This window comes from Acinetobacter sp. CY05 (genome assembly GCF_059515805.1).
The window spans coordinates 275,582-295,250 of sequence record NZ_JCAKMW010000002.1; the positions used below are offsets into that span (position 1 = coordinate 275,582).

Consider the following 19,669-nt stretch of genomic DNA (forward strand, 5'->3'; position numbering starts at 1 on the left):
TTACCCTCACTCGAGACAAGTACATGGTCAATCAACCGGAGACTTAAAGTGTTGAGTCTCCGTTACCGGGTTATTCTGGTAATTTAAAGTCAGTTACAGACTCACGTAATGACTCTGCCATGCTTGCCAACTCCGACACCGAACGTGCAGTATCAAAGGTCGCGCTTGTGGTTTGTGAAGTAATTTCTTGCACAACATTCATGGTCGTTGCGATATGACCTGCTGATGCTGACTGCAATTTCGCAGCATCGGAAATGTTGGCAATCAGTTTCGCTAAGTTGTTAGATACGGTTTGAATCTCACCCAAAGCCACGCCTGCATCTTTGGTTAGACTTGCTCCTTTGACCACTTCAGAGGTGGTTTGTTCCATCGAAATGACCGCTTCATTGGTATCAGTTTGAATGGTTTTGACCAAGGTTTCAATCTGCTTAGTGGCAGAGGCTGAGCGTTCTGCAAGACGCTGAACTTCATCGGCAACCACAGCAAAACCACGACCTGCTTCACCCGCCATCGACGCTTGAATTGCAGCATTTAAAGCCAAGATGTTAGTTTGGTCGGCAATATCGTTAATTAAAGCAACGATGTTTCCAATTTCTTGTGATGACTCACCTAAACGTTTAATACGTTTTGAGGTTTCTTGAATCTGTTCACGAATAATATCCATACCTTGAATCGAACGCTGTACTACATCAGCACCATTTGATGCAATTTGTACCGAACGCTCAGCCACCTGTGCTGATTCAGAGGCGTTAGAAGATACTTCATCAATCGAAATTGCCATTTCGTTAATCGCAGATGAAGCCCCCGCAATTTCTTGCGCTTGATGTTCAGATGCTTCTGCTAATTGATTGGTAATGTGTTGCGTGTTGGCGGTATATTGCGCCACTTCCTGTGAAGTTTCATTAATACGCGATACCAAATCGCGCAGCTGATCAATGGCAAAGTTAATCGAGTCTGCAATTGCACCCGTGAAGTCTTCCGATACCGTCGCATAGGAACGTAAGTCACCATCCGCAAGATCAGCAATTTCATCTAATAAACGTAAAATCGCGTTTTGGTTGCGGTCATATTCTTCTTGTAAACGTGCTACACGCTGCTTATCTGCTTCACCACGCAAGGTCAGCAGCTTGAATACCCCAACCAAAAAGCCAATTAAAGATAAAATTAAGCCAATTGCAGGAATCCATAGTCCTAACGATGAACTGTTTGATAACTGTTTTAAGTTATTTAATAGTGGCGTAGATTCATTATAAATGACACTTGAGGCTTGACGCACTTGAGCAATCGGTTCAGCATTTTTTTGCACCACAGTAGCAGCACTTGCCATCACCTGATCGTATTCAGCTTTAATATTGCTTAAGGCAGCACGTAAGTTGGTATCTTCGACCCGCGCTACGCCTAAGGCAGCATTACCATTGAGCTGACCATTTAAAAAGGCCGCAAAATTACGCACATCACTATTAAAATCTTCGGCAGAGGACTTTGAGTGTTGCGAGCCGTTCATTAAACCATTCATTGAGTTTAAAATACGTTCAGCTAAAAACACTTGGTTTTTGGCAAGAGCAATTTGGCTCCCGGAACTGCCTTGACGCGACATTTGCTCAATAATTAAATTGTACTGTGCTTGAATGCTAGGAATGGTTTCACTTAACGCCAAGTTGGCATCATATAACTGATTAATCAGTGGTTGCTGCGCTGTAATGATCTCCACGTTGCTGGCCACTTTAGCCCAGCTTGCGTCAATGTTTTGTAAAGCATCGCCATTGCCATAACCACTTTGCACACGCTGTAAATGCTCAGCAAACTCATCTTTGACTAAAGTTAGTTGTTTTAATGCTTCAGGTGTACCCGCTGCAGTGGTCATCGCTGCTTGGTTTGGCAGGGTTTGCGATAACAAACGCAGTTCACCTAAACTTTGCGTATAGGCATTATTTTTTGGCACGCTATAGAGCAAATACGCTAAGAATACTAAAGCCAAGAGCAAGCTAAATGCAGCACCATAAATATAAGGTTTGGATTTTTCACTATCACCAAAGACACGTGAGGCCTCATCAACCTGTTTTTGGACTTTGTTGAGCAAACCCGCGCCTTCGCTCGCACTTTTCTTAATATTAAAGCCCATTTAGCTTCTCCCAATTGCGTGTACGTCTGTCTGCATTTAATTCAGACGCTTAAATATTATAAAATAGAGGCATTCATATATTTTGGATGTTGCAGTAGTTGACTGAATAAGAACACCTGCCATTTTTGGTTATGTTGCTGAAAATAACCACGGCAATACGGGTGTAAAACGTCTTCTATTGCATCTTGATTGGAAAAAAAGCTCTTCTTATTAAAATGTTGAATCCCCAATACTTGATCTACAATCAACCCAACATAATGATCGTCATGCTGAATGCATAACACTTTTTGTGCACTTGAGCTTTGGCTTCTGTGCCCAGCTAAATAGTGACTTAAATCCGAAACGGAGAGTAATCGACCACGAATGTTGGCCACACCCCGTACCCAAGCTTGTGTATTGGGTACAGGTGTACATTTTGGTGGATAAATGACTTCTGAGACTTCCCCCAATGGCGCAACAAAGTATTGCCCCATGATCTCAAAAGCAATTCCTGACCATCGATTTACTTGATTGTCTTGATTGACATAGTGTTTATTGCCACGTTTTGCCAAACGAAGTAATTCGATAAATCCATTGGCAGCCATAACTTATTCCACAGTCAAATGTTGCTTAATGACATCAATTAATTGCTGTTCATCCACAGGTTTAGTCAAATAATCACGTGCCCCTTGACGTTTACCCCAAACGCGGTCGGTGGCTTGATCTTTGGTGCTAACAATGACAATCGGAATATGTTGGGTGCTGGCATTACGTGCAATCTGACGTGTGGCTTGAAAACCATTCACCCCAGGCATCACCACATCCATCAGTACCATATCTGGTAACTCAGCTTGTGCCATCGTTACCCCATCAGCGCCATTTGATGCCTCAAGCACCTCAAAACCGTGTTTAGTCAGAATTTCACGAAACCGAAATGTTTCAGTCGGTGAATCATCCACGATTAGGATACGTGCCATAGCTTTCCCCAATAAAAAATTAAATTAAAATCGTTATACTTTTGCTTTTACATGTGTGCGAATCGCACCTAATAACTCGTCTTTACTAAAAGGCTTAGTTAAATATTGATCCGAGCCCACCACACGGCCTTTGGCTTGATCAAATAAACCATCTTTACTGGAGAGCATAATCACCGGTGTGTTTTGATATTGCTGTGAATTTTTAATTAAAGCACAGGTTTGATAACCGTCTAAACGTGGCATCATGATGTCAACAAAAACGATGTCTGGATTCGCATCAGCAATCTTAGATAAGGCTTCAAAACCATCTACCGCAGTGACTACATTGCAGCCTTCGCGTTGTAATAATGTTTCTGCGGTACGGCGGATGGTCTTTGAATCATCAATCACCATTACTTTTAAATTCTGAAATTTTGCGTCCATTTCATGACCCCTGCCCATTTTTAGACTGCATGTAATATGCTTTTATAGAAATTATCTGCATTTTTAACACAGATTTACCTTTGGTTTCAACGAAGTGAGTTTGAAAGAGCTTGCATTTGCAAGGCTTTATGACAACCTTATCACACCCCTGTTGCAACAATATTTTTTTTTTAAGTTTGTCAGGGTTTTTAAAACAGCAGCACATGATAAGATAGTGTAATTATTTACTTAAAAATGAGTAATTTAGTCAACTTTATTTGGGTAAGACTAGGATGACAAAATTAACACACCCATGGACTTTTTTAAGCCAATTGGGAAAATTAAAATGGCTTATTTTTGTGACACTTAGCGCATTTTCACTGCCACTTTTAGCCAATAGCGTTAAGCCGGCGTGGTATCGTTATTACGATAGCAAGGGGGTCGCCAACGTCAGTACAACGGTAAGTCCCAATCATATTCGTTATGGTTATGAAGCATTGGACCGTAATATGCAGGTGATTCAACGCACCAAACCGTTTAACCCAGATAAAGCCTCATCACATATCAGTACAACCAATACAGTAAGCAAGCAAAAAGAAGCCGATCAACGTCTTAAAAAAGCATATGGGTCAAGTCGTCTAGCCACGCAAAAACGTCAAGAAAGCCTATCGCACATTAATAAACAGATTCAGTTGCAACAACAACAATTGGCCCAACTACAAAAGGACCGAATCCTGTTTAAAAAACAAGAGCAGCAATACACTAAAAAGGGCCTTGCTATACCACAAACCCTGCAAAACACCCTTAAATATAATCAACAATATATTCAAAACGGACACAAACAATTGCAATCGTTACAGATGCAATATCAAAAATGCCAAATAGAATACGATAGAATCATCACGCGTTTAAAAGCGCTTGAATAATTTTGTTTTAGCATATCTAGGAATGATGCATGCGACCTCATCAATTTACTGCAACCTCTGTTTTATTGTGTCTAAGTTTGACTTTAAGCCTCAGTGGTTGTGGTCAAGAGGAACCTGAAAAACCTGTTTCTAGTCCTGCTAAAATCGAGCTCATTGCAGCTGACTTAGTGGATATTGCCTATGGCGAAGCCGTCAATAAAACCCGTTTTAGTGGCACCATTCGCGCGGTTAATCAAAGTAGTGTCCAAGCACAAGTCACCGCAACTGCGACGCAGGTGAATGGCAATATTGGTCAACGTGTCAATCAAGGCCAAGTTTTGGTGGTGCTTAACAACCAAGATAACGCGGCGCGCCTTGCACAAGCTCAAGCCAATTTAGCTGCCACACAGGCGCAGGCCAATCAAGCCAAGTTGATGATGCAGCGTAAACAACGCCTATTACAGCAAGGCTTCATTTCTCAAGTAGAATATGAGCAAAGCATGGTCGACTATCAAGCGCAGCAAGAAAATGTAGCGGCACAACGCGCCAATGTGGATATTGCCCAAAAAGCCAATCAAGATGGCGTGATTAGAAGCCCGATTTCTGGCGTCATCACGCAACGTCAGGTCGAACCCGGTCAAACTGTCGCTGCAGGTCAAACCTTATTTGAAATTGTTGATCCCGATCATTTGGAACTACAAGCACAGGTTCCTGTCGAACAGCAAAGTGCCTTAGCTGTGGGTAATCACATTGAATATCGTCTTCAAGGTCAATCCACGCTGTTGAGCGCCAAATTGACCCGTGTCGCACCGGTTGCCGATATCGCTAGTCGTCAGATTGAGTTTTTCGCTCAACCCCAACAAAATATGCCAAGTTTAAGTATTGGTGCTTTTATTGAAGGCGATATTATTTCTGGTCAAGCTGTTGCAGGTCAGTTAGTGCCTTTAGATGTGATTCACAATATTGACAGCCAAGCTTATGTTTGGGTAGTACGCAATCAAAAACTACATAAAGTTGCGATTACCCTATTGCAGCAAAATCCAAGTTTAAATCAAGCTGTGGTCAGTGGTTTAAGCGCCAATGACCGTATTAGCCGAGTCAAATTTAACGATAAACAAATCAATCACGCTGTTAGCATTAGCCAGTAACAGGATTTACGCGCATGTGGTTTACCCGAATTAGTGTCAAATATCCTGTTTTTACCATTATGATGATGTTTTGCTTAATGGTTTTGGGTGTTGCATCTTGGCAGCGCATGGGGGTTGAAGAATTCCCTGACGTCGATTTCCCATTTGTGGTGGTGTATACCAATTATGCTGGTGCATCACCTGAAGCGGTTGAATCCGACATCACCAAAAAAATTGAAGATCAAATTAATACCATTTCTGGGGTTAAAAAAATCGTTTCGCAATCCAGCGAAGGTTTATCGACTGTGATGGTGGAATTTAATTTAGATACCTCTTCGACCACGGCGGCACAAGATGTACGTGATAAAATTGCCGTGGTCAGCGCTGATTTTCGCGATGAAATCTCTGATCCGATTGTTGAGCGCTATGACCCCACTGCCAATGCGGTAATGTCGATTGTCTTTGAATCAGAAAATCTCGCCTTACGTGATTTAAGTTCTTATTTAGAGCAGCGCATTGTGCCACAACTGCGTACCGTCGCTGGTGTTGGTTCGGTGAATTTATTGGGCGATGCACAGCGCCAAATTCGCATTGCGGTGGAACCCAGCAAAATGCAAAGCTTGGGCGTCGGTATCGATCAAGTCATCAATACCTTAAAGTCAGAAAATATTGACTTACCAGGGGGAAGCTTAAAAAATGCCAACACTGAGCTCGTGGTTGAAATTCAATCCAAAGTGATCTATCCGCAAGGTTTTGGCGATTTAATTGTCGCCAATAAAAATGGCGTACCCATTTATCTAAAACAAGTCGCCACGGTCACCGACAGCCAAGCCGAAACCGATTCAGGTGCGTTTTTAAATGGTCAAGCTGCGGTCGCAGTCGATATTTTACGTAGCTCAGATTCTAATATTATTGAAGTCGTAGATAACACCTATAAAGTCCTCGATAAAATTCAAGCTCAATTGCCTGAAGGCACCAGAGCCAAAGTGGTGGTCGATTCGTCTAAAAGTATTCGTGGCAGTATTGATAACGTGGTGCGTACCATTATTGAAGGTGCGATTTTAGCCGTTCTGATTGTCTTATTATTCTTAGGTTCATTCCGCTCCACCATTATTACAGGTCTTACCCTACCGATTGCGCTACTCGGGACACTCACTTTTATTTGGGCCTTTGGTTTTAGCATCAATATGATGACGCTATTGGCGCTGTCTTTAAGTATTGGTCTTTTAATTGATGATGCGATTGTGGTACGGGAAAACATTGTCCGTCATGCCGATATGGGCAAAGATCATGTCACAGCAGCATTAGATGGCACCAAAGAGATTGGTTTGGCAGTGCTTGCCACTACCTTGACCATTGTGGCGGTGTTTTTACCGGTGGCCTTTATGGGCGGCATTATTGGACGCTTTTTCTACCAGTTTGGGGTAACGGTCAGTATTGCGGTATTAATCTCGATGTTTGTTAGTTTTACCCTCGATCCGATGCTCTCAGCGCATTGGGCAGAAAAACCAAAAACCAAGCAAAAACCCAATAAAGTTCAACGCTGCTTAGATTGGGTGTCTACACGCTTAGATCATTTAAGCGTGATCTATGAAAAGCTACTTAAACTGGCGTTACGCTTTCGCGTCATGACTTTAGCCTTAGCGGTTGCTTCACTCTTTGGCGCTTTGGCTTTATCTAAAATGATTGGTACAGAATTTGTGCCTGTACCCGATAAAGCCGAAATTCGAATTAAGTTTGAAACCCCAGTCGATGCTGCCATTGAATATTCTGAAGCCAAGCTCAAACAAGTGGATGCCATTATTCGCGAGCATCCGGAGGTGATTAGTACCTATGGCGTGATTAATAGTGTCACCGATCGTGGTAAAAACCATGTCAGCTTACGTGTCACAGTGACTCCGCGCCAACAACGTGAGCAAAGCTTAACTGATCTCACCAATCAATTCCGTCAGCGTTTACAATCTGTCGCTGGAATTACGGTCACTTCAGTGGCTTCTGCCGACGAAACGGTATCTGGTGGTCAAAAACCGGTGATGATTTCAATTCAAGGCCCAGAGTTGGATGAATTACAAAAAATCTCCGATCGCTTTATGGCAGAGATTGGTCAAGTCGAAGGCATCGTTGATTTAGAAAGCTCATTGAAAGAACCAAAACCGACTTTAAGCATCCAAATTAATCGGATACTGGCTAGCGATTTAGGTTTATCAGTCAGTCAAATTGGTAATGCTATTCGTCCACTCTTGGCAGGTGATGATGTCACCACTTGGGAAGATGATAAAGGCGAAACCTATGACGTTAATGTGCGCTTAGCGGATAGCCAGCGCGGCTTGCCAAATGATTTAGAAAAGCTGTACATCGGTTCACAAAAACTAGATGCCAATGGTCAGCCGATTTTAATTCCGCTCTCCACTGTAGCGACCTTGCAACAAGATTTAGGCGCTTCACAAATTAACCGTCGTTATTTATCGCGTGAAGTGTTGGTTGAAGCCAATACTTCTGGTCGTCCCGCAGGTGATATTGGTGCCGACATTCAAAGGATTCAAGATAACTTTGAATTACCTGCTGGCTATAGCTTTATGACGCAAGGTTCCAATGCTGATATGGCAGAATCAGCAGGTTATGCGCTCACAGCTATTACTCTTTCAATTGTGTTTATCTATATTGTGTTAGGTTCGCAGTTTAATAGCTTTATTCACCCTGCCGCGATTATGGCCTCACTGCCTTTGTCGTTAATTGGCGTGTTCTTGGCTTTATTCTTATTTAACTCCACCATGAACTTATTCTCCATTATCGGGATTATTATGCTGATGGGTCTGGTCACTAAAAATGCCATTTTGCTGATCGACTTTATTAAAAAAGCCATGGATCGCGGGGTGGATCGTTACACTGCGATTGTGGAAGCTGGCAAAACCCGTTTACGTCCAATTTTAATGACCACCAGTGCCATGGTCATGGGCATGGTGCCCTTAGCCTTGGGCTTAGGTGAAGGCGGTGAACAAAGCGCACCGATGGCGCATGCGGTGATTGGTGGCGTGATTACTTCTACCCTACTGACCTTAGTGGTTGTGCCAGTGATCTTCACTTATTTAGATGATTTTAAGAATTTTATGCAGCGAATCAGCAAAAAAATTCTCTCTTAACACAAAAGCGCCGACATTCAACATGCCGGCGCAGTTTTTATTGTATAATTTCGCCCTTAATTACTCATCTTTGCTTAGGACAGTTTCCATGCGCGCGAGTCGCTTTTTATTTGCAACGTTAAGAGAAACCCCAAATGATGCGGAAGTGATCTCGCATCAGTTGATGCTACGTGCCGGTATGATCCGTAAACTGGCATCTGGTTTATATAGCTGGTTACCAATGGGTGTTCGCGTCTTAAATAAAGTGGAAGCGATTGTCCGTGAAGAAATGGACCGCGCAGGTTCACTACAAGTATTAATGCCTGTGACTCAACCTGCCGCTTTATGGGAAGAATCAGGTCGTTATGTGCAATATGGTCCAGAATTACTACGTTTTAAAGACCGTCATAACAACGATTTCGTGCTTGGCCCAACACACGAAGAAGTGATCACTGATCTTGCGCGTAACGAATTAAAAAGCTACAAGCAACTTCCTGCCAACTTCTACCAAGTGCAAACTAAATTCCGTGACGAAATCCGTCCACGTTTTGGTGTCATGCGTTCGCGTGAATTTGTCATGAAAGATGCTTACTCTTTCCATACCAACCAAGAATCATTGCAAGAAACTTACGACATTATGTATGACGCATACTGCCGTATCTTCACTCGTTTAGGCTTAAACTTCCGCCCTGTACAAGCCGATACTGGTTCAATTGGCGGTTCAGGCTCACACGAATTCCACGTTTTAGCATCAAGCGGTGAAGACGATATCGCCTTCTCAACTGAATCTGATTATGCGGCTAACGTGGAAATGGCTGAAGCGGTATTGGTTGGCGAACGTGCTGCCCCTACGCAAGAACTTCAAGTTGTCGATACACCAAACCAAAAAACTATTGCTGATGTATCCGCATTCTTAGGTACAGATCCAGCCCAATCAGTCAAAGCTTTACTGGTACAAGGTGTAGCTGAAGAAGGTAAAACTGCACCTGTTGTCGCGTTATTCTTACGTGGCGACCACGAACTAAATGAAATTAAAGCGGAAAAACACCCGCAAATTGCTGCTCCTCTTACATTTGCCACTGAAGCGCAAATTGCTGAGCTTGGCTTAACCGCTGGTTTCGTTGGCCCACAAGGTTTAGTTGAAAAAGGCGTGACAGTCATTGTTGACCGCGCAGCGTCAGTATTGTCTGACTTTGTAGCGGGTGCAAACGAAGCTGACAAACACGCAACGGGCGTGAACTGGGAACGTGATGCCAAGTTTACCGAAATATATGACTTACGTAATGTCGTTGAAGGCGATCCATCTCCAGATGGTAAAGGCACACTACAAATCAAACGTGGTATTGAAGTCGGTCATATCTTCCAATTGGGTCAAAAATACTCAGAAGCTTTAGGCTGTAAAGTATTGGGTGAAGATGGTAAACCATTTGTCGTGACCATGGGTTGCTACGGTATTGGTGTAACGCGTGTAGTTGCCTCTGCGATTGAGCAAAACTACGACGAAAAAGGCATTATTTGGCCGACCGCGATTGCACCATTTGAAGTTGCCATTGTGCCAATGAATGCGCATAAATCACCACGCGCTTTAGCTGCAGCTGAAGAATTGTATGCAGAGCTACAAGCTGCTGGATATGATGTGTTATTAGATGACCGTAACGAACGTCCGGGGGTGAAATTCTCAGATCTTGAGTTAACCGGTATTCCACATCGTATTGTGATTGGTGAAAAAGGTTTGGATGCAGGTACTTTTGAATATAAAGGTCGCCGTGACGCTGAATCTGTAAATTTAAGCAAAGCAGAATTATTAGCAAAAATTGCCAAATAATTTAATTTGTTTGATTTAGAAAAAATCCCGCGCCATGCGGGATTTTTTTGTATAGCATAATTAAGATAAAAATTTGCAGCAAAATAAAAATACTACTCCAACAAGGAGCTGCCTTATGCATGGATTACGCACATTAATGGTCTTGAGTCTTGCCTTTAGCTTGACCGCCTGTTCTAAACCTCACCCCTCATCCACCGCTCAACCGACTGAATTTAATCCTGAGCTAAAACTTGATGCACAACATTTAACCATTGCCACAGCGGATGCCTCGAGTCCGTATACCACAATTGGGCAAGCACTCGCTGAGCTTTATCAAAATCAATATCAAATTCCAGTCGATACAAAAATTACCCAAGGATCAGCCGAGAATTTACGCTTATTAAAGGACAAAAAAGCTGATTTAGCCTTAGTGATGAGCGATGTTTTACATGATGCCATACAGGGTAAGGCTGAATTTCAACAACCCGTTTATAATGTAGTGCAAATTGCGGCGCTATATCCAAGTTATATACACATCATTGCCCCCAGCCAATCCAGCATTCACACGCTAGCTGACTTAAAAAATAAAAGAATTGCGGTCAGCGCTCAGTCATCACATAGCGAAACCAATGCCAAACGGATTTTAGCCAGTGTGGGCTTAAAGCGTAATGATTATAAAATGTGGTATTTTGGCCATGCTGAAGCCATGGATGCCTTTAAAAATGGTCGTATTGATGCTGCTATTTTGAGTGGGCATATCCCCAATCAAGCCTTAAATCATTTGATGCAAGATGGCTTTAACTACAAATTTATTGGCTTAGAACCGCAACACATCAAAGCGTTACAACAGCAACACCCCTATTTTGTTGCCACAAACATTGCAGAAAATAGCTATGGTCGCCATGCAGCCGTACCCACAGTTGCGGTAATGCATACTTTAGTGGTGCGTCAAGATATAAGCCAACAAGATGTCTATGCGCTGACCCAAAGCTTTTTTCATCATCTGCCACGTTTACAACAATTGAGTCGCGCTGCTCAGGCAATTAATGTACAGCAATCACAACAAGGTTTAGTGTTTGCTTTACATCCCGGTGCTATTCAATACTATCAACAACAGCAATAACCCAAAAAAAGCCCAACCGAAGTTGGGCTAACGCTTAAACTTAAATTATTGACCGAGTACTGCTGTTTTTAGATTTTTGCAGCTTGTACTTGGCTCGCCACCTGAGTCGCTTCTTTATTTAATTTAGCATTTTTTGCCGCTGCGGCTTGTTGTGCTTTTGCTGCTTTTTCTGCAGCATTGGCCTTTTTGGCTGCTAATTTTGCCTGTTGCTTTTTAGCTTTCGCATCTGCTTTAGCTTTTAATTTAGCGGCTTTTTCTGCCGCCTTGGCTTTTTGCTCTTTTTCGCTTAAAACCACTTTGCTGGCATTGATTTTTTGTGCTGTTTGGGCTTTTTGAGCTGCGAGTTTTTTCGCTGCATCAGCTTCAGCAGCTGCTTTTTTTTGCGCTGCAAATTGTTGTAAAGTGACAGGCTGTGTTTCAGCAGCCATTACAGGTGCAGCCATCACAGCTGTAGCCAAACCTAGAACAATAGCTTGTGTTAAAGTTTTCATGTTTTTCCCCCTATAAAATCTAAGTACATTAAGCACTTAAATTAAGAATTACATATGGAAACAATGTAACCAGATTGTAACAAAAATAATTGATTGCTAGAAATTTCAACAAAAAAAAGCCCAAAGCTTAAACTTTGAGCTTTTTTTAAATTGTACTTAGAAAATACGGCTTTGATCTTTTTCAGCTTTAGGTAAAGCTTGCGCCAGTTTTTCTGCAATTGCCATATAACTTGGCGCTGCTGTATCTTCGGCTAAGACAGATGGCTTACCTATATCCGCATTTTCGCGAATTTGCGCATTCAACGGTAAACGACCTAATAATGGAATTTGGTATTGCTCAGACAGTTTGTCACCCCCACCTGTACCAAAAATCTGCTCTTCGTGACCACAGTTTGAGCATACATGGGTCGACATATTTTCAACCACACCCAAAATTGGAATATGCACACGGTTAAACAACTCAATGCCTTTAGTCGCATCCATAAGTGCCACGTTTTGCGGTGTGGTGACAATCACTGCGCCAGTGACTGGAATGCGCTGTGCCAAAGTTAACTGAATATCCCCTGTACCTGGTGGCATATCAATTAATAGTACATCTAAATCAGGCCAAAGCGTTTGGTTAAAGAGTTGCATTAAAGCGCCAGTGGCTTTAGGCCCACGCCATGCCACAGGGGTATTATGATCCCCCGTTAAGTGACCAATAGACAAAACCGCCAAACCATAAGCATCGAGTGGCACAAAGTTTTCCGCTTCAATCATAGGCGTACGACCGGCATTACCCAACATGGTGGGAATACTTGGGCCATAAATGTCAGCATCTAACACACCCACTTTTAAGCCGAGCTTTTGTAAGGCTAAAGCTAGATTGACCGTGGTGGTTGATTTACCCACACCACCTTTACCTGAAGATACCAACAGTACATTTTGAATACGTGGATGTTTAGGCACATCGCGTTGCTGCGGTGCGGCTTTTTGAATAGGTGCTTCTGCTTGCTTGGGCTGATAATTGGCATTGGCTTGTTGTACCGCATCCATACTGGCTGAGGCATCAACTACAGGCGGTAAATTGCTTTTTGCAGGTTCGGCTTTTTGAGTTGAGCAACTTTCGCCCTCGCTATGGTTATGTCCACAGCCCCCTGCTTTATGTGCCGTTTTTTGCTGAATCACATGCATATTGAGTTCTTTAATACCGCATTTTTCTAAGGCATCGGCTAGCTCATCATGAATTTGCTGCAAGTCATCGGCTTCGCTTGGGACCGTATTGATGGTAATTTGCAGAATTTGCCCTTGCACATTGACTTGGGTAATACGATCTTTCAGCGCATCTTTGGATTTTGGCAACAAATAACTTTGTAGCACGTGCTGGACTTCTTCTTCTTTCACCTCCTGTGCGGGCGAAAAAACCGATTTAAGCGAAGAAAGCCACGACATATATTTACTCCAAAACTGCATTTTTCGATCGAATTGCTTAGTTTAGCGGTTATTTAAGTTTAGGTTAAGCCGCTTTAATTTAATTCGCAATTTTTATAGCTCAAAAGCAAAAAAGATTGCCAAATGGCAATCTTTTTTGCTTTAGCGATGATGCTGATCTTCATCACCTTCACCAGTCTTTTTGTCGTCACGTTTTAAGTCATGTAACTTGTGTTCGGCTTTGAGCTTGGCATCTTGTGCCTTATGTTTTAAGTCATCTGCCAATTGCTCACCTTTGACTAAAGCCTCTTTAGCTTTGAGTTTTAATCCATCAGCAAGCTCATGGGCTTTATGTTTAAGATCGTCAATTTTACTCATGCTCACCACCTGTTGAGTTTGGCTTTAAGCTAGTTATAACGCTTTTTTTAAAATTAGCGGCTAAAAGCTGCAATTTGCAACATGCCCAATACATAAAACAGCATGTCATGTTTTAGTTGGCAATTAAATCGTGTTGTGATTGGCATCTTAAAAAAATTCAGCACTTAAATTTGCTTTAAGTGCTGATGCTGTTAGCGAATACCGCGCATAAAACTGGTCACGCTAAACAACCATAAGAATAAGATAAAGCTACGCGCCTGCGTAAAATGTGCTACATCGGTGCCATGTAAAATATTATGGCGAGTCATGGTCACATTAGAACTGCTATCCATTTTATAAGCCGCAAGCTCGCTAAAATACGCATTCATTTCTGTCGCAATTTTGGCTTTATGCCATAAGCTTTTAATCTCATTGCCTTTTAAGCCGGGCACAATTTTATAGACATCTAAAAACTTAGTGTCTTTTTGCGCTAAAAAGCCTTGTGCCAATAATACATCGGTCAGTAAGCCTTCGAGCTGTGCATACAGCAGCGGCACACAACCTGCATAAAAACCAAGTTTATACATTTCTAATGCTTGTTCAATGACGCCACGGCGTGCGCTGCTGTGAGCATTTTGACTTAAGTCATCAAAGGCTTTTAATAGTTCCGTTTTAAAGTATGCATCGTTGATGATCTCTAATACCTTAAATTGATTCACGTCTTCAGCTTGGTTAATCAGTTGCCAAAAATGCAGAAAATTTAAGGCATCATTGGCAAGTTTAGCATCCGCTGTTTGATTAAATTCATCTGCAAGTACTTGGAAATAAGCATCTTGCTTGGCCAGTTCCATTAAATGCTGCTGCAAAAAATCATGTTCTTTGTTTGACATGGTGGCAAAGTAGTCTTGCGCGTCTGCCAAAATTTGTTTACCCGCGAGCAGCTGTGTGCTGTTATTGGCTGCAATTTTGGTTACAGGGCCGTCAAAATCAAAATCGTCATCCATCATAACTGAAACTCTATCTAACTATCTAAATACTATTGCGAGGATTATACAAACCAATCATAGTTAACTGATCTCTATACTTCTTAAATCGTGCACTTGAAGTTCGGGAAAAAGAGACCTTAGCAAATTCGAGATTTCACTTGGACTTGTGTAAAACCATTCTTTACCTGGTGAGTTTTCTACTTTTCTACCTTTAAAATTTAAAATTGAATGGATCGCTTGTTCAAGATTATTAGCTTTTTCTGTTTTAATTATTAGAGCTATAATTGGTCTCTCAGGGAAACTTGTACCTACTTGAGTTAAAATTCTATTAAGTGAATCAGTAGATGACATACCTATTTTACAAGGCCAAATATCTCTGCCTTCTAATTGTGATAATTTTTCATAGGCTTCATAGTAGTACAAGTAGATACTTGCTCCATAAAAATCTTCATATATATTTGTAGCTTCTGAATTCTCAATAGTTTCAACAGCTAAAGATTGTAAATTTTCATTTAGATTTTCTGCCTCAAATGATATAGGTTGATCATTTATTTCACTATCCGTAATATCTTCTATATACCACTGCCCATAACCTCGATTTACACTTTTTTTATTTTTTGAAAGTGTATTCAGAGCTTTCTTCACACTGTGTGTCAGGTTTGTACCATTAATTATCCCACCATTATCAATATGATATTGTCTTACTTTTGAAACAATTACATCTCTCTTAACGGTTCGGTTATTAAAAAGTTGAAGTATTAACTCTTCTATTAAACTTGGTGTAAGGTAAAGCCCAGTGTATTTGTATTCAGCCAAAGTACTAACTCTGTATAACTTATATTTAGTCTTAGCCATTATATGACAAGTATTTGCATCCTTTGTTCAACTGTCATGCAAACTCATGTAAAATCGAGCCCATTGCATATGAATACGAATGAGAGAGTTAATCCGTGCGTAATATTTTAGTCACCAATGCCCTTCCTTACGCCAATGGCCCGATCCATATGGGTCACTTACTTGGTTATATCCAAGCAGATATTTGGGTTCGTGCGATGCGTGCAATGGGTCATAACGTGACTTATGTATGTGCAGACGATGCTCACGGTACAGCAATTATGCTACGTGCTGAAGCAAACGGCATTAGCCCAGAACAACAAATTGCCAATGTGCAAGCCGAACACGAACGCGATTTCGCTGGCTTTAAAGTCGATTTTGACCACTACGACTCGACCAACAGCGCAGAAAACCAAGCACGTGCGTCAGAAATTTATATTAAAAACCGTGATGGCGGCAACATTGCTGTACGTCCTGTTAAACAATTGTTTGACCCTGAAAAGGGCATGTTCTTATCAGACCGTTTTATTAAAGGCACATGCCCAAAATGTAAAGCGGAAGATCAATACGGCGACTCATGTGAAGTTTGCGGTACCACTTATAACGCGACTGAATTATTAGATGCAAAATCAACCTTAAGCGGTGCAACACCGATTGAAAAATCTTCAGATCATTACTTCTTTAAGCTACCGAATTTCTCAGAATACCTACAAAAATGGACACGCGATGAAGGTCGTTTACCGGTCTCTATTGCTAATAAACTTGATGAATGGTTTGAAGCAGGTTTATCCGATTGGGATATTTCTCGTGATGCGCCATATTTTGGCTTTGAAATTCCAGATGCGCCAAACAAATACTTCTACGTATGGGTAGATGCGCCAATTGGTTATATGTCGAGCTTTGAAAACTATATTAAAACCAAGCGCCCTGATCTAAGCTTTGATGATTACTGGAAAAAAGATTCTGAAAATGAGGTCTATCACTTCATTGGTAAAGACATCGTGTATTTCCACGCGCTGTTTTGGCCGGCAATGCTTGAAGGTGCTAACTACCGTACCCCATCTGGTTTATTCGTGAACGGTTTTTTAACTGTAAACGGTCAAAAGATGTCGAAATCTCGTGGGACGTTCATTAAAGCTGAAACCTATTTACAGCATTTAAACCCTGAATACCTACGTTACTACTTCGCATCTAAACTGTCTGATAAAGTTGAAGACTCTGACTTAAATCTTGATGATTTTGTACAAAAGGTTAACTCTGACTTAGTTGGTAAAGTAGTCAATATTGCCAGCCGCTGTGCAAAATTCATTAATACCAAGTTTGATAACAAACTTTCTGCAACGTGTGCAGAGCCTGAATTGGTACAAAGCTTTATTGATGCAGGTGCATCAATTGCAGCGCAATACGAAGCGCGTGAATTCTCTGCTGCGATTCGTGAAATCATGGCGCTTGCTGACAAAGCCAACCAATATATTGATGAGAAAAAGCCGTGGGCACTCGCTAAAATTGAAGGCGAAGAACAACAAGTACATGATGTATGTTCTGTGGGGATTAACCTGTTCCGTCAATTAGCGGTTTACCTTGCGCCAGTATTGCCTACACTTGCTGAACAAGTTCAAGCATTCTTACAGTTAGACAGCTTTGACTTTGCTTCGCGTGAAACGATTCTTGTGGGTCATGAAATTGCATTGTTCCAACCACTCATGCAACGTGTTGATCCAAAAGCGGTAGCTGCAATGGTCGATGCATCTAAAGATTCTTTAGCTGCTCCTGCTGAAGCACCAAAAGCTGAAAAGAAAAAAGAAAAGAAAGTTGAAAAGAAACCTGAACCTAAAGTAGGCGAAGCTGAAATCATTGGCATCGAAGACTTTATGAAAGTTGATTTACGTGTGGCTGAAGTTTTAGAAGCCGCTCACGTTGAAGGTTCTGACAAGCTTTTACAACTCACTTTAAATGTGGGTGAAGCTGAACCACGTAACGTATTTAGCGGTATTCGTGAGTTCTATGCGCCTGAAGATTTAAAAGGCAAATTGGTGGTGATGGTGGCTAACCTTGCACCACGTAAAATGCGTTTTGGTATTTCAAACGGTATGGTATTGGCTGCGGGTAATGGCGACGGTGTTTGGGTGATCTCACCTGAATCTGGTGCTAAACCGGGTGATAAAGTGTCTTAATTTTTAAATTAAGATGATAAAAAGCCTCTACATTGTAGGGGCTTTTTTTTATTGTTTAAATTATATCTTTCATTTTAAAGATATATTTTTAGACCAGCACTCTAAATTTGGTGGAATTTGCAATTGAATTTTCAACTACATTGACTACAATTCACTCGCTATTTATGGGGTAAATACATTATGAAAAAATTATTAATTGCTGCATTAGCAGTATCGTCTGTTGCTTTTACTGGTTGTTCTGTTCGTATGGCAGACATGACTGTCGCTTCAACTAAAAACTACAACTTAAACTCAAACCAATTTGTAAAAGGCGAACGCGTTACAGGTGAAGATAAGGTACCTGTAGTTCTATTTCCATTGGGTATTCCTAACTTTAAAACTGCCATCGACCGTGCAATTGAAAAAGATCGTTGTGCAGTGGCTTTATCTGATGTGGTAATTACGCAACTAAACCAAGCCTTTATTGTTGGCCAAGTGGGTTACCGTGTTGAAGGTACGCAAGTGATTGACCGTTCACAACCTCAATGTAAAAAATAAGATCTAACATCTTAATAAAGCCTCTACATTGTAGGGGCTTTTCTATCTCCAGGATCTAAAACCATTCCTATGATCCTAGACAGTATCGTGGACAACAAATCCCTCTAAATTCTTAAAATATTTCTGTTCAAAGGCTTCTGGGCTTAACCAGCCGTTTGCGGAATGCCTTCTGACCCGATTGTAATAAATCTCAATATAGTCAAACAAGACTGTATTCGCTTCTTTTCGAGTGGCAAACACACTGCCATGGACCACATGACCTTTCAATGTATGAAAGAAGCTTTCGGTCACTGCATTATCCCAACAGTTTCCCCTGCGTGACATACTTTGAACGCAGTTATTCGTCAATAATAGCGCCCTAAAATCACGACTACAGTACTGTGAGCCTTGGTCCGAATGCACCATGACACCCATTGGATACCCCTGACGAGCCATTGCATAATGAAACGCATCACACACCAATTGACGGTCTATTCGATGGCTGGTTTGCCAGCCGACAATACGACGGCTGAATAGATCCAGCATCACACATAAATACAGCCAACCTTGCTTAGTACGGATATAGGTAATATCCGTTGTCCAGATCTTATTGGGTTCATTGACCGTAAATTGACGATCCAACAAGTTAGGCGCTGTAGGCAAACGATGGTTTGAATCAGTCGTATGCTTGTATTTACGTGCAATCCTGCTACGTAAACCAAGCTTTTTAAGCATTCTTCCAACGGTTCGTTCGCTCATGCTGTAACCTAAATCATGCATGTCATGTACCAATGAAGGTGCACCCAATCGTGCATGATGCTGCCAATATACGGCTTTTAAATCATTATATTTCTGCGCTGGATTGGTCTGGCGTTTTCGCCAGGCATAATAGCCTGAAGTGCTGACACCCAGGCATTGACAGGCAGAAGATACAGTGACTTCATTCACATCCAGATCTTGAATTACCGTGTACTTTTCTTGGCATGATCTGTCAGAAAGTACACATGCGCTTTTTTAAAGATGTCATTGGCTTCCCTGAGCTGTTTGACTTCTTTCTCTAATTCTAAGATCCGCTGTTGTTCTGGTGAAAGTTGACGTTTGCTTGAACCCACTGGATTGGCTTCACGAATCCATTTGTCTAAAGTTGAATAACCCACACCTAATTTCTGGGCGATTGCAGCTATAGGTTCGTGGGAGTTTGAAAGTGCATAATCAATCGCTTGCTGTTTAAATTCAGGACTTGAGCAGCATTGCTGCGCAAGATAGCCATTTCTTGAATCTCCAAAGATTAAAGTTACGTTATCTTTAGAGGGACGTGCTGTCCATTATTTTGGCTAGGATCA

17 protein-coding genes are annotated in these 19,669 nt (G+C 41.6%); 7 read left to right on the forward strand and 10 right to left on the reverse strand.

Translation table 11 applies throughout. From position 1 onward, the window contains the following. Nucleotides 1–70: 70 nt before the first annotated feature. The 4 genes from AC5YCD_RS03725 to pilG are packed head-to-tail and all read right to left on the reverse strand — an operon-like array spanning nucleotide 71 to nucleotide 3,501. Nucleotides 71–2,122, reverse strand: coding sequence for a methyl-accepting chemotaxis protein (locus AC5YCD_RS03725; protein ID WP_496128757.1), 2,052 nt, complete (start codon nucleotides 2,120–2,122; stop codon nucleotides 71–73). Nucleotides 2,123–2,178: 56 nt separating this feature from the next. Further along, the gene (locus AC5YCD_RS03730) at nucleotides 2,179–2,706 is read right to left on the reverse strand and encodes a chemotaxis protein CheW (RefSeq protein WP_496128758.1); all 528 of its coding nucleotides are present in this window, start codon (nucleotides 2,704–2,706) and stop codon (nucleotides 2,179–2,181) included. A 3-nt stretch (nucleotides 2,707–2,709) separates the two neighbouring features. Beyond that, a complete protein-coding gene (locus AC5YCD_RS03735; protein WP_496128759.1) occupies nucleotides 2,710–3,078 on the reverse strand; it encodes a response regulator in 369 nt (122 codons plus the stop codon). Between the two features lie 33 nt (nucleotides 3,079–3,111). Beyond that, nucleotides 3,112–3,501 (reverse strand): twitching motility response regulator PilG, encoded by a 390-nt coding sequence (pilG, locus tag AC5YCD_RS03740; protein WP_496128760.1) that lies wholly within the window; start codon nucleotides 3,499–3,501, stop codon nucleotides 3,112–3,114. A 338-nt stretch (nucleotides 3,502–3,839) separates the two neighbouring features. Between pilG and AC5YCD_RS03745 the strand changes: the two genes are divergently transcribed. From AC5YCD_RS03745 to AC5YCD_RS03765, 5 genes are all read left to right on the forward strand, one after another. Then, nucleotides 3,840–4,406, forward strand: coding sequence for a hypothetical protein (locus AC5YCD_RS03745; protein ID WP_496128761.1), 567 nt, complete (start codon nucleotides 3,840–3,842; stop codon nucleotides 4,404–4,406). 29 nt (nucleotides 4,407–4,435) lie between these two features. After that, the gene (locus tag AC5YCD_RS03750; RefSeq protein ID WP_496128762.1) at nucleotides 4,436–5,533 is read left to right on the forward strand and encodes an efflux RND transporter periplasmic adaptor subunit; all 1,098 of its coding nucleotides are present in this window, start codon (nucleotides 4,436–4,438) and stop codon (nucleotides 5,531–5,533) included. Nucleotides 5,534–5,547: 14 nt separating this feature from the next. Then, on the forward strand, nucleotides 5,548–8,652 hold the full coding sequence (locus tag AC5YCD_RS03755; protein WP_496128763.1) for an efflux RND transporter permease subunit: 3,105 nt from the start codon (nucleotides 5,548–5,550) through the stop codon (nucleotides 8,650–8,652). A gap of 88 nt (nucleotides 8,653–8,740) precedes the next feature. Next, on the forward strand, nucleotides 8,741–10,456 hold the full coding sequence (locus AC5YCD_RS03760) for a proline--tRNA ligase (protein ID WP_496128764.1): 1,716 nt from the start codon (nucleotides 8,741–8,743) through the stop codon (nucleotides 10,454–10,456). A gap of 115 nt (nucleotides 10,457–10,571) precedes the next feature. Then, a complete protein-coding gene (locus AC5YCD_RS03765; protein ID WP_496128765.1) occupies nucleotides 10,572–11,558 on the forward strand; it encodes a TAXI family TRAP transporter solute-binding subunit in 987 nt (328 codons plus the stop codon). A 68-nt stretch (nucleotides 11,559–11,626) separates the two neighbouring features. Here the strand turns inward: AC5YCD_RS03765 and AC5YCD_RS03770 are convergent, their stop codons facing one another. The 5 genes from AC5YCD_RS03770 to AC5YCD_RS03790 form a co-directional block, all read right to left on the reverse strand. Continuing rightward, nucleotides 11,627–12,049 (reverse strand): hypothetical protein, encoded by a 423-nt coding sequence (locus tag AC5YCD_RS03770; protein WP_496128766.1) that lies wholly within the window; start codon nucleotides 12,047–12,049, stop codon nucleotides 11,627–11,629. A 156-nt stretch (nucleotides 12,050–12,205) separates the two neighbouring features. Continuing rightward, the gene (gene apbC, locus AC5YCD_RS03775) at nucleotides 12,206–13,480 is read right to left on the reverse strand and encodes an iron-sulfur cluster carrier protein ApbC (RefSeq protein ID WP_496128767.1); all 1,275 of its coding nucleotides are present in this window, start codon (nucleotides 13,478–13,480) and stop codon (nucleotides 12,206–12,208) included. A gap of 141 nt (nucleotides 13,481–13,621) precedes the next feature. Next, nucleotides 13,622–13,837, reverse strand: a complete 216-nt coding sequence (locus tag AC5YCD_RS03780) for a hypothetical protein (RefSeq protein ID WP_496128768.1) — start codon at nucleotides 13,835–13,837, stop codon at nucleotides 13,622–13,624. A gap of 191 nt (nucleotides 13,838–14,028) precedes the next feature. Next, entirely contained in the window at nucleotides 14,029–14,823 is a 795-nt protein-coding gene (locus tag AC5YCD_RS03785; RefSeq protein WP_496128769.1) for a hypothetical protein, read from the reverse strand. A 60-nt stretch (nucleotides 14,824–14,883) separates the two neighbouring features. Further along, on the reverse strand, nucleotides 14,884–15,618 hold the full coding sequence (locus AC5YCD_RS03790) for a GIY-YIG nuclease family protein (protein WP_496128770.1): 735 nt from the start codon (nucleotides 15,616–15,618) through the stop codon (nucleotides 14,884–14,886). Between the two features lie 134 nt (nucleotides 15,619–15,752). Here AC5YCD_RS03790 and metG point away from each other — a divergent pair, with 134 nt between their 5' ends. Together metG and AC5YCD_RS03800 are read left to right on the forward strand one after the other, a co-directional pair. Beyond that, complete coding sequence (gene metG, locus AC5YCD_RS03795; RefSeq protein WP_496128771.1) at nucleotides 15,753–17,810, forward strand: methionine--tRNA ligase; 2,058 nt, start codon at nucleotides 15,753–15,755, stop codon at nucleotides 17,808–17,810. A 180-nt stretch (nucleotides 17,811–17,990) separates the two neighbouring features. Further along, a complete protein-coding gene (locus AC5YCD_RS03800) occupies nucleotides 17,991–18,347 on the forward strand; it encodes a hypothetical protein (protein ID WP_496128772.1) in 357 nt (118 codons plus the stop codon). Between the two features lie 75 nt (nucleotides 18,348–18,422). Here the strand turns inward: AC5YCD_RS03800 and AC5YCD_RS03805 are convergent. Further along, a protein-coding gene (locus tag AC5YCD_RS03805) for an IS3 family transposase (RefSeq protein WP_496128783.1) occupies nucleotides 18,423–19,615 on the reverse strand; the annotation gives its coding sequence in 2 pieces (ribosomal slippage) (nucleotides 18,423–19,336 and nucleotides 19,336–19,615; 1,194 coding nt in all). Nucleotides 19,616–19,669: the final 54 nt, after the last annotated feature.

What these genes read in the sequence shown, in the direction of transcription:
- AC5YCD_RS03760 (WP_496128764.1), top strand. Translation starts at nt 8,741, where the DNA reads ATGCGCGCGAGTCGCTTTTTATTTGCAACGTTAAGAGAAACCCCAAAT.
- AC5YCD_RS03800 (WP_496128772.1), top strand. Translation starts at nt 17,991, where the DNA reads ATGAAAAAATTATTAATTGCTGCATTAGCAGTATCGTCTGTTGCTTTT.
- AC5YCD_RS03735 (WP_496128759.1), bottom strand. Translation starts at nt 3,078, where the DNA reads ATGGCACGTATCCTAATCGTGGATGATTCACCGACTGAAACATTTCGG.
- AC5YCD_RS03755 (WP_496128763.1), top strand. Translation starts at nt 5,548, where the DNA reads ATGTGGTTTACCCGAATTAGTGTCAAATATCCTGTTTTTACCATTATG.
- AC5YCD_RS03785 (WP_496128769.1), bottom strand. Translation starts at nt 14,823, where the DNA reads ATGATGGATGACGATTTTGATTTTGACGGCCCTGTAACCAAAATTGCA.
- AC5YCD_RS03730 (WP_496128758.1), bottom strand. Translation starts at nt 2,706, where the DNA reads ATGGCTGCCAATGGATTTATCGAATTACTTCGTTTGGCAAAACGTGGC.
- AC5YCD_RS03750 (WP_496128762.1), top strand. Translation starts at nt 4,436, where the DNA reads ATGCGACCTCATCAATTTACTGCAACCTCTGTTTTATTGTGTCTAAGT.
- AC5YCD_RS03725 (WP_496128757.1), bottom strand. Translation starts at nt 2,122, where the DNA reads ATGGGCTTTAATATTAAGAAAAGTGCGAGCGAAGGCGCGGGTTTGCTC.
- pilG (WP_496128760.1), bottom strand. Translation starts at nt 3,501, where the DNA reads ATGGACGCAAAATTTCAGAATTTAAAAGTAATGGTGATTGATGATTCA.
- apbC (WP_496128767.1), bottom strand. Translation starts at nt 13,480, where the DNA reads ATGTCGTGGCTTTCTTCGCTTAAATCGGTTTTTTCGCCCGCACAGGAG.
- AC5YCD_RS03765 (WP_496128765.1), top strand. Translation starts at nt 10,572, where the DNA reads ATGCATGGATTACGCACATTAATGGTCTTGAGTCTTGCCTTTAGCTTG.
- AC5YCD_RS03780 (WP_496128768.1), bottom strand. Translation starts at nt 13,837, where the DNA reads ATGAGTAAAATTGACGATCTTAAACATAAAGCCCATGAGCTTGCTGAT.
- AC5YCD_RS03770 (WP_496128766.1), bottom strand. Translation starts at nt 12,049, where the DNA reads ATGAAAACTTTAACACAAGCTATTGTTCTAGGTTTGGCTACAGCTGTG.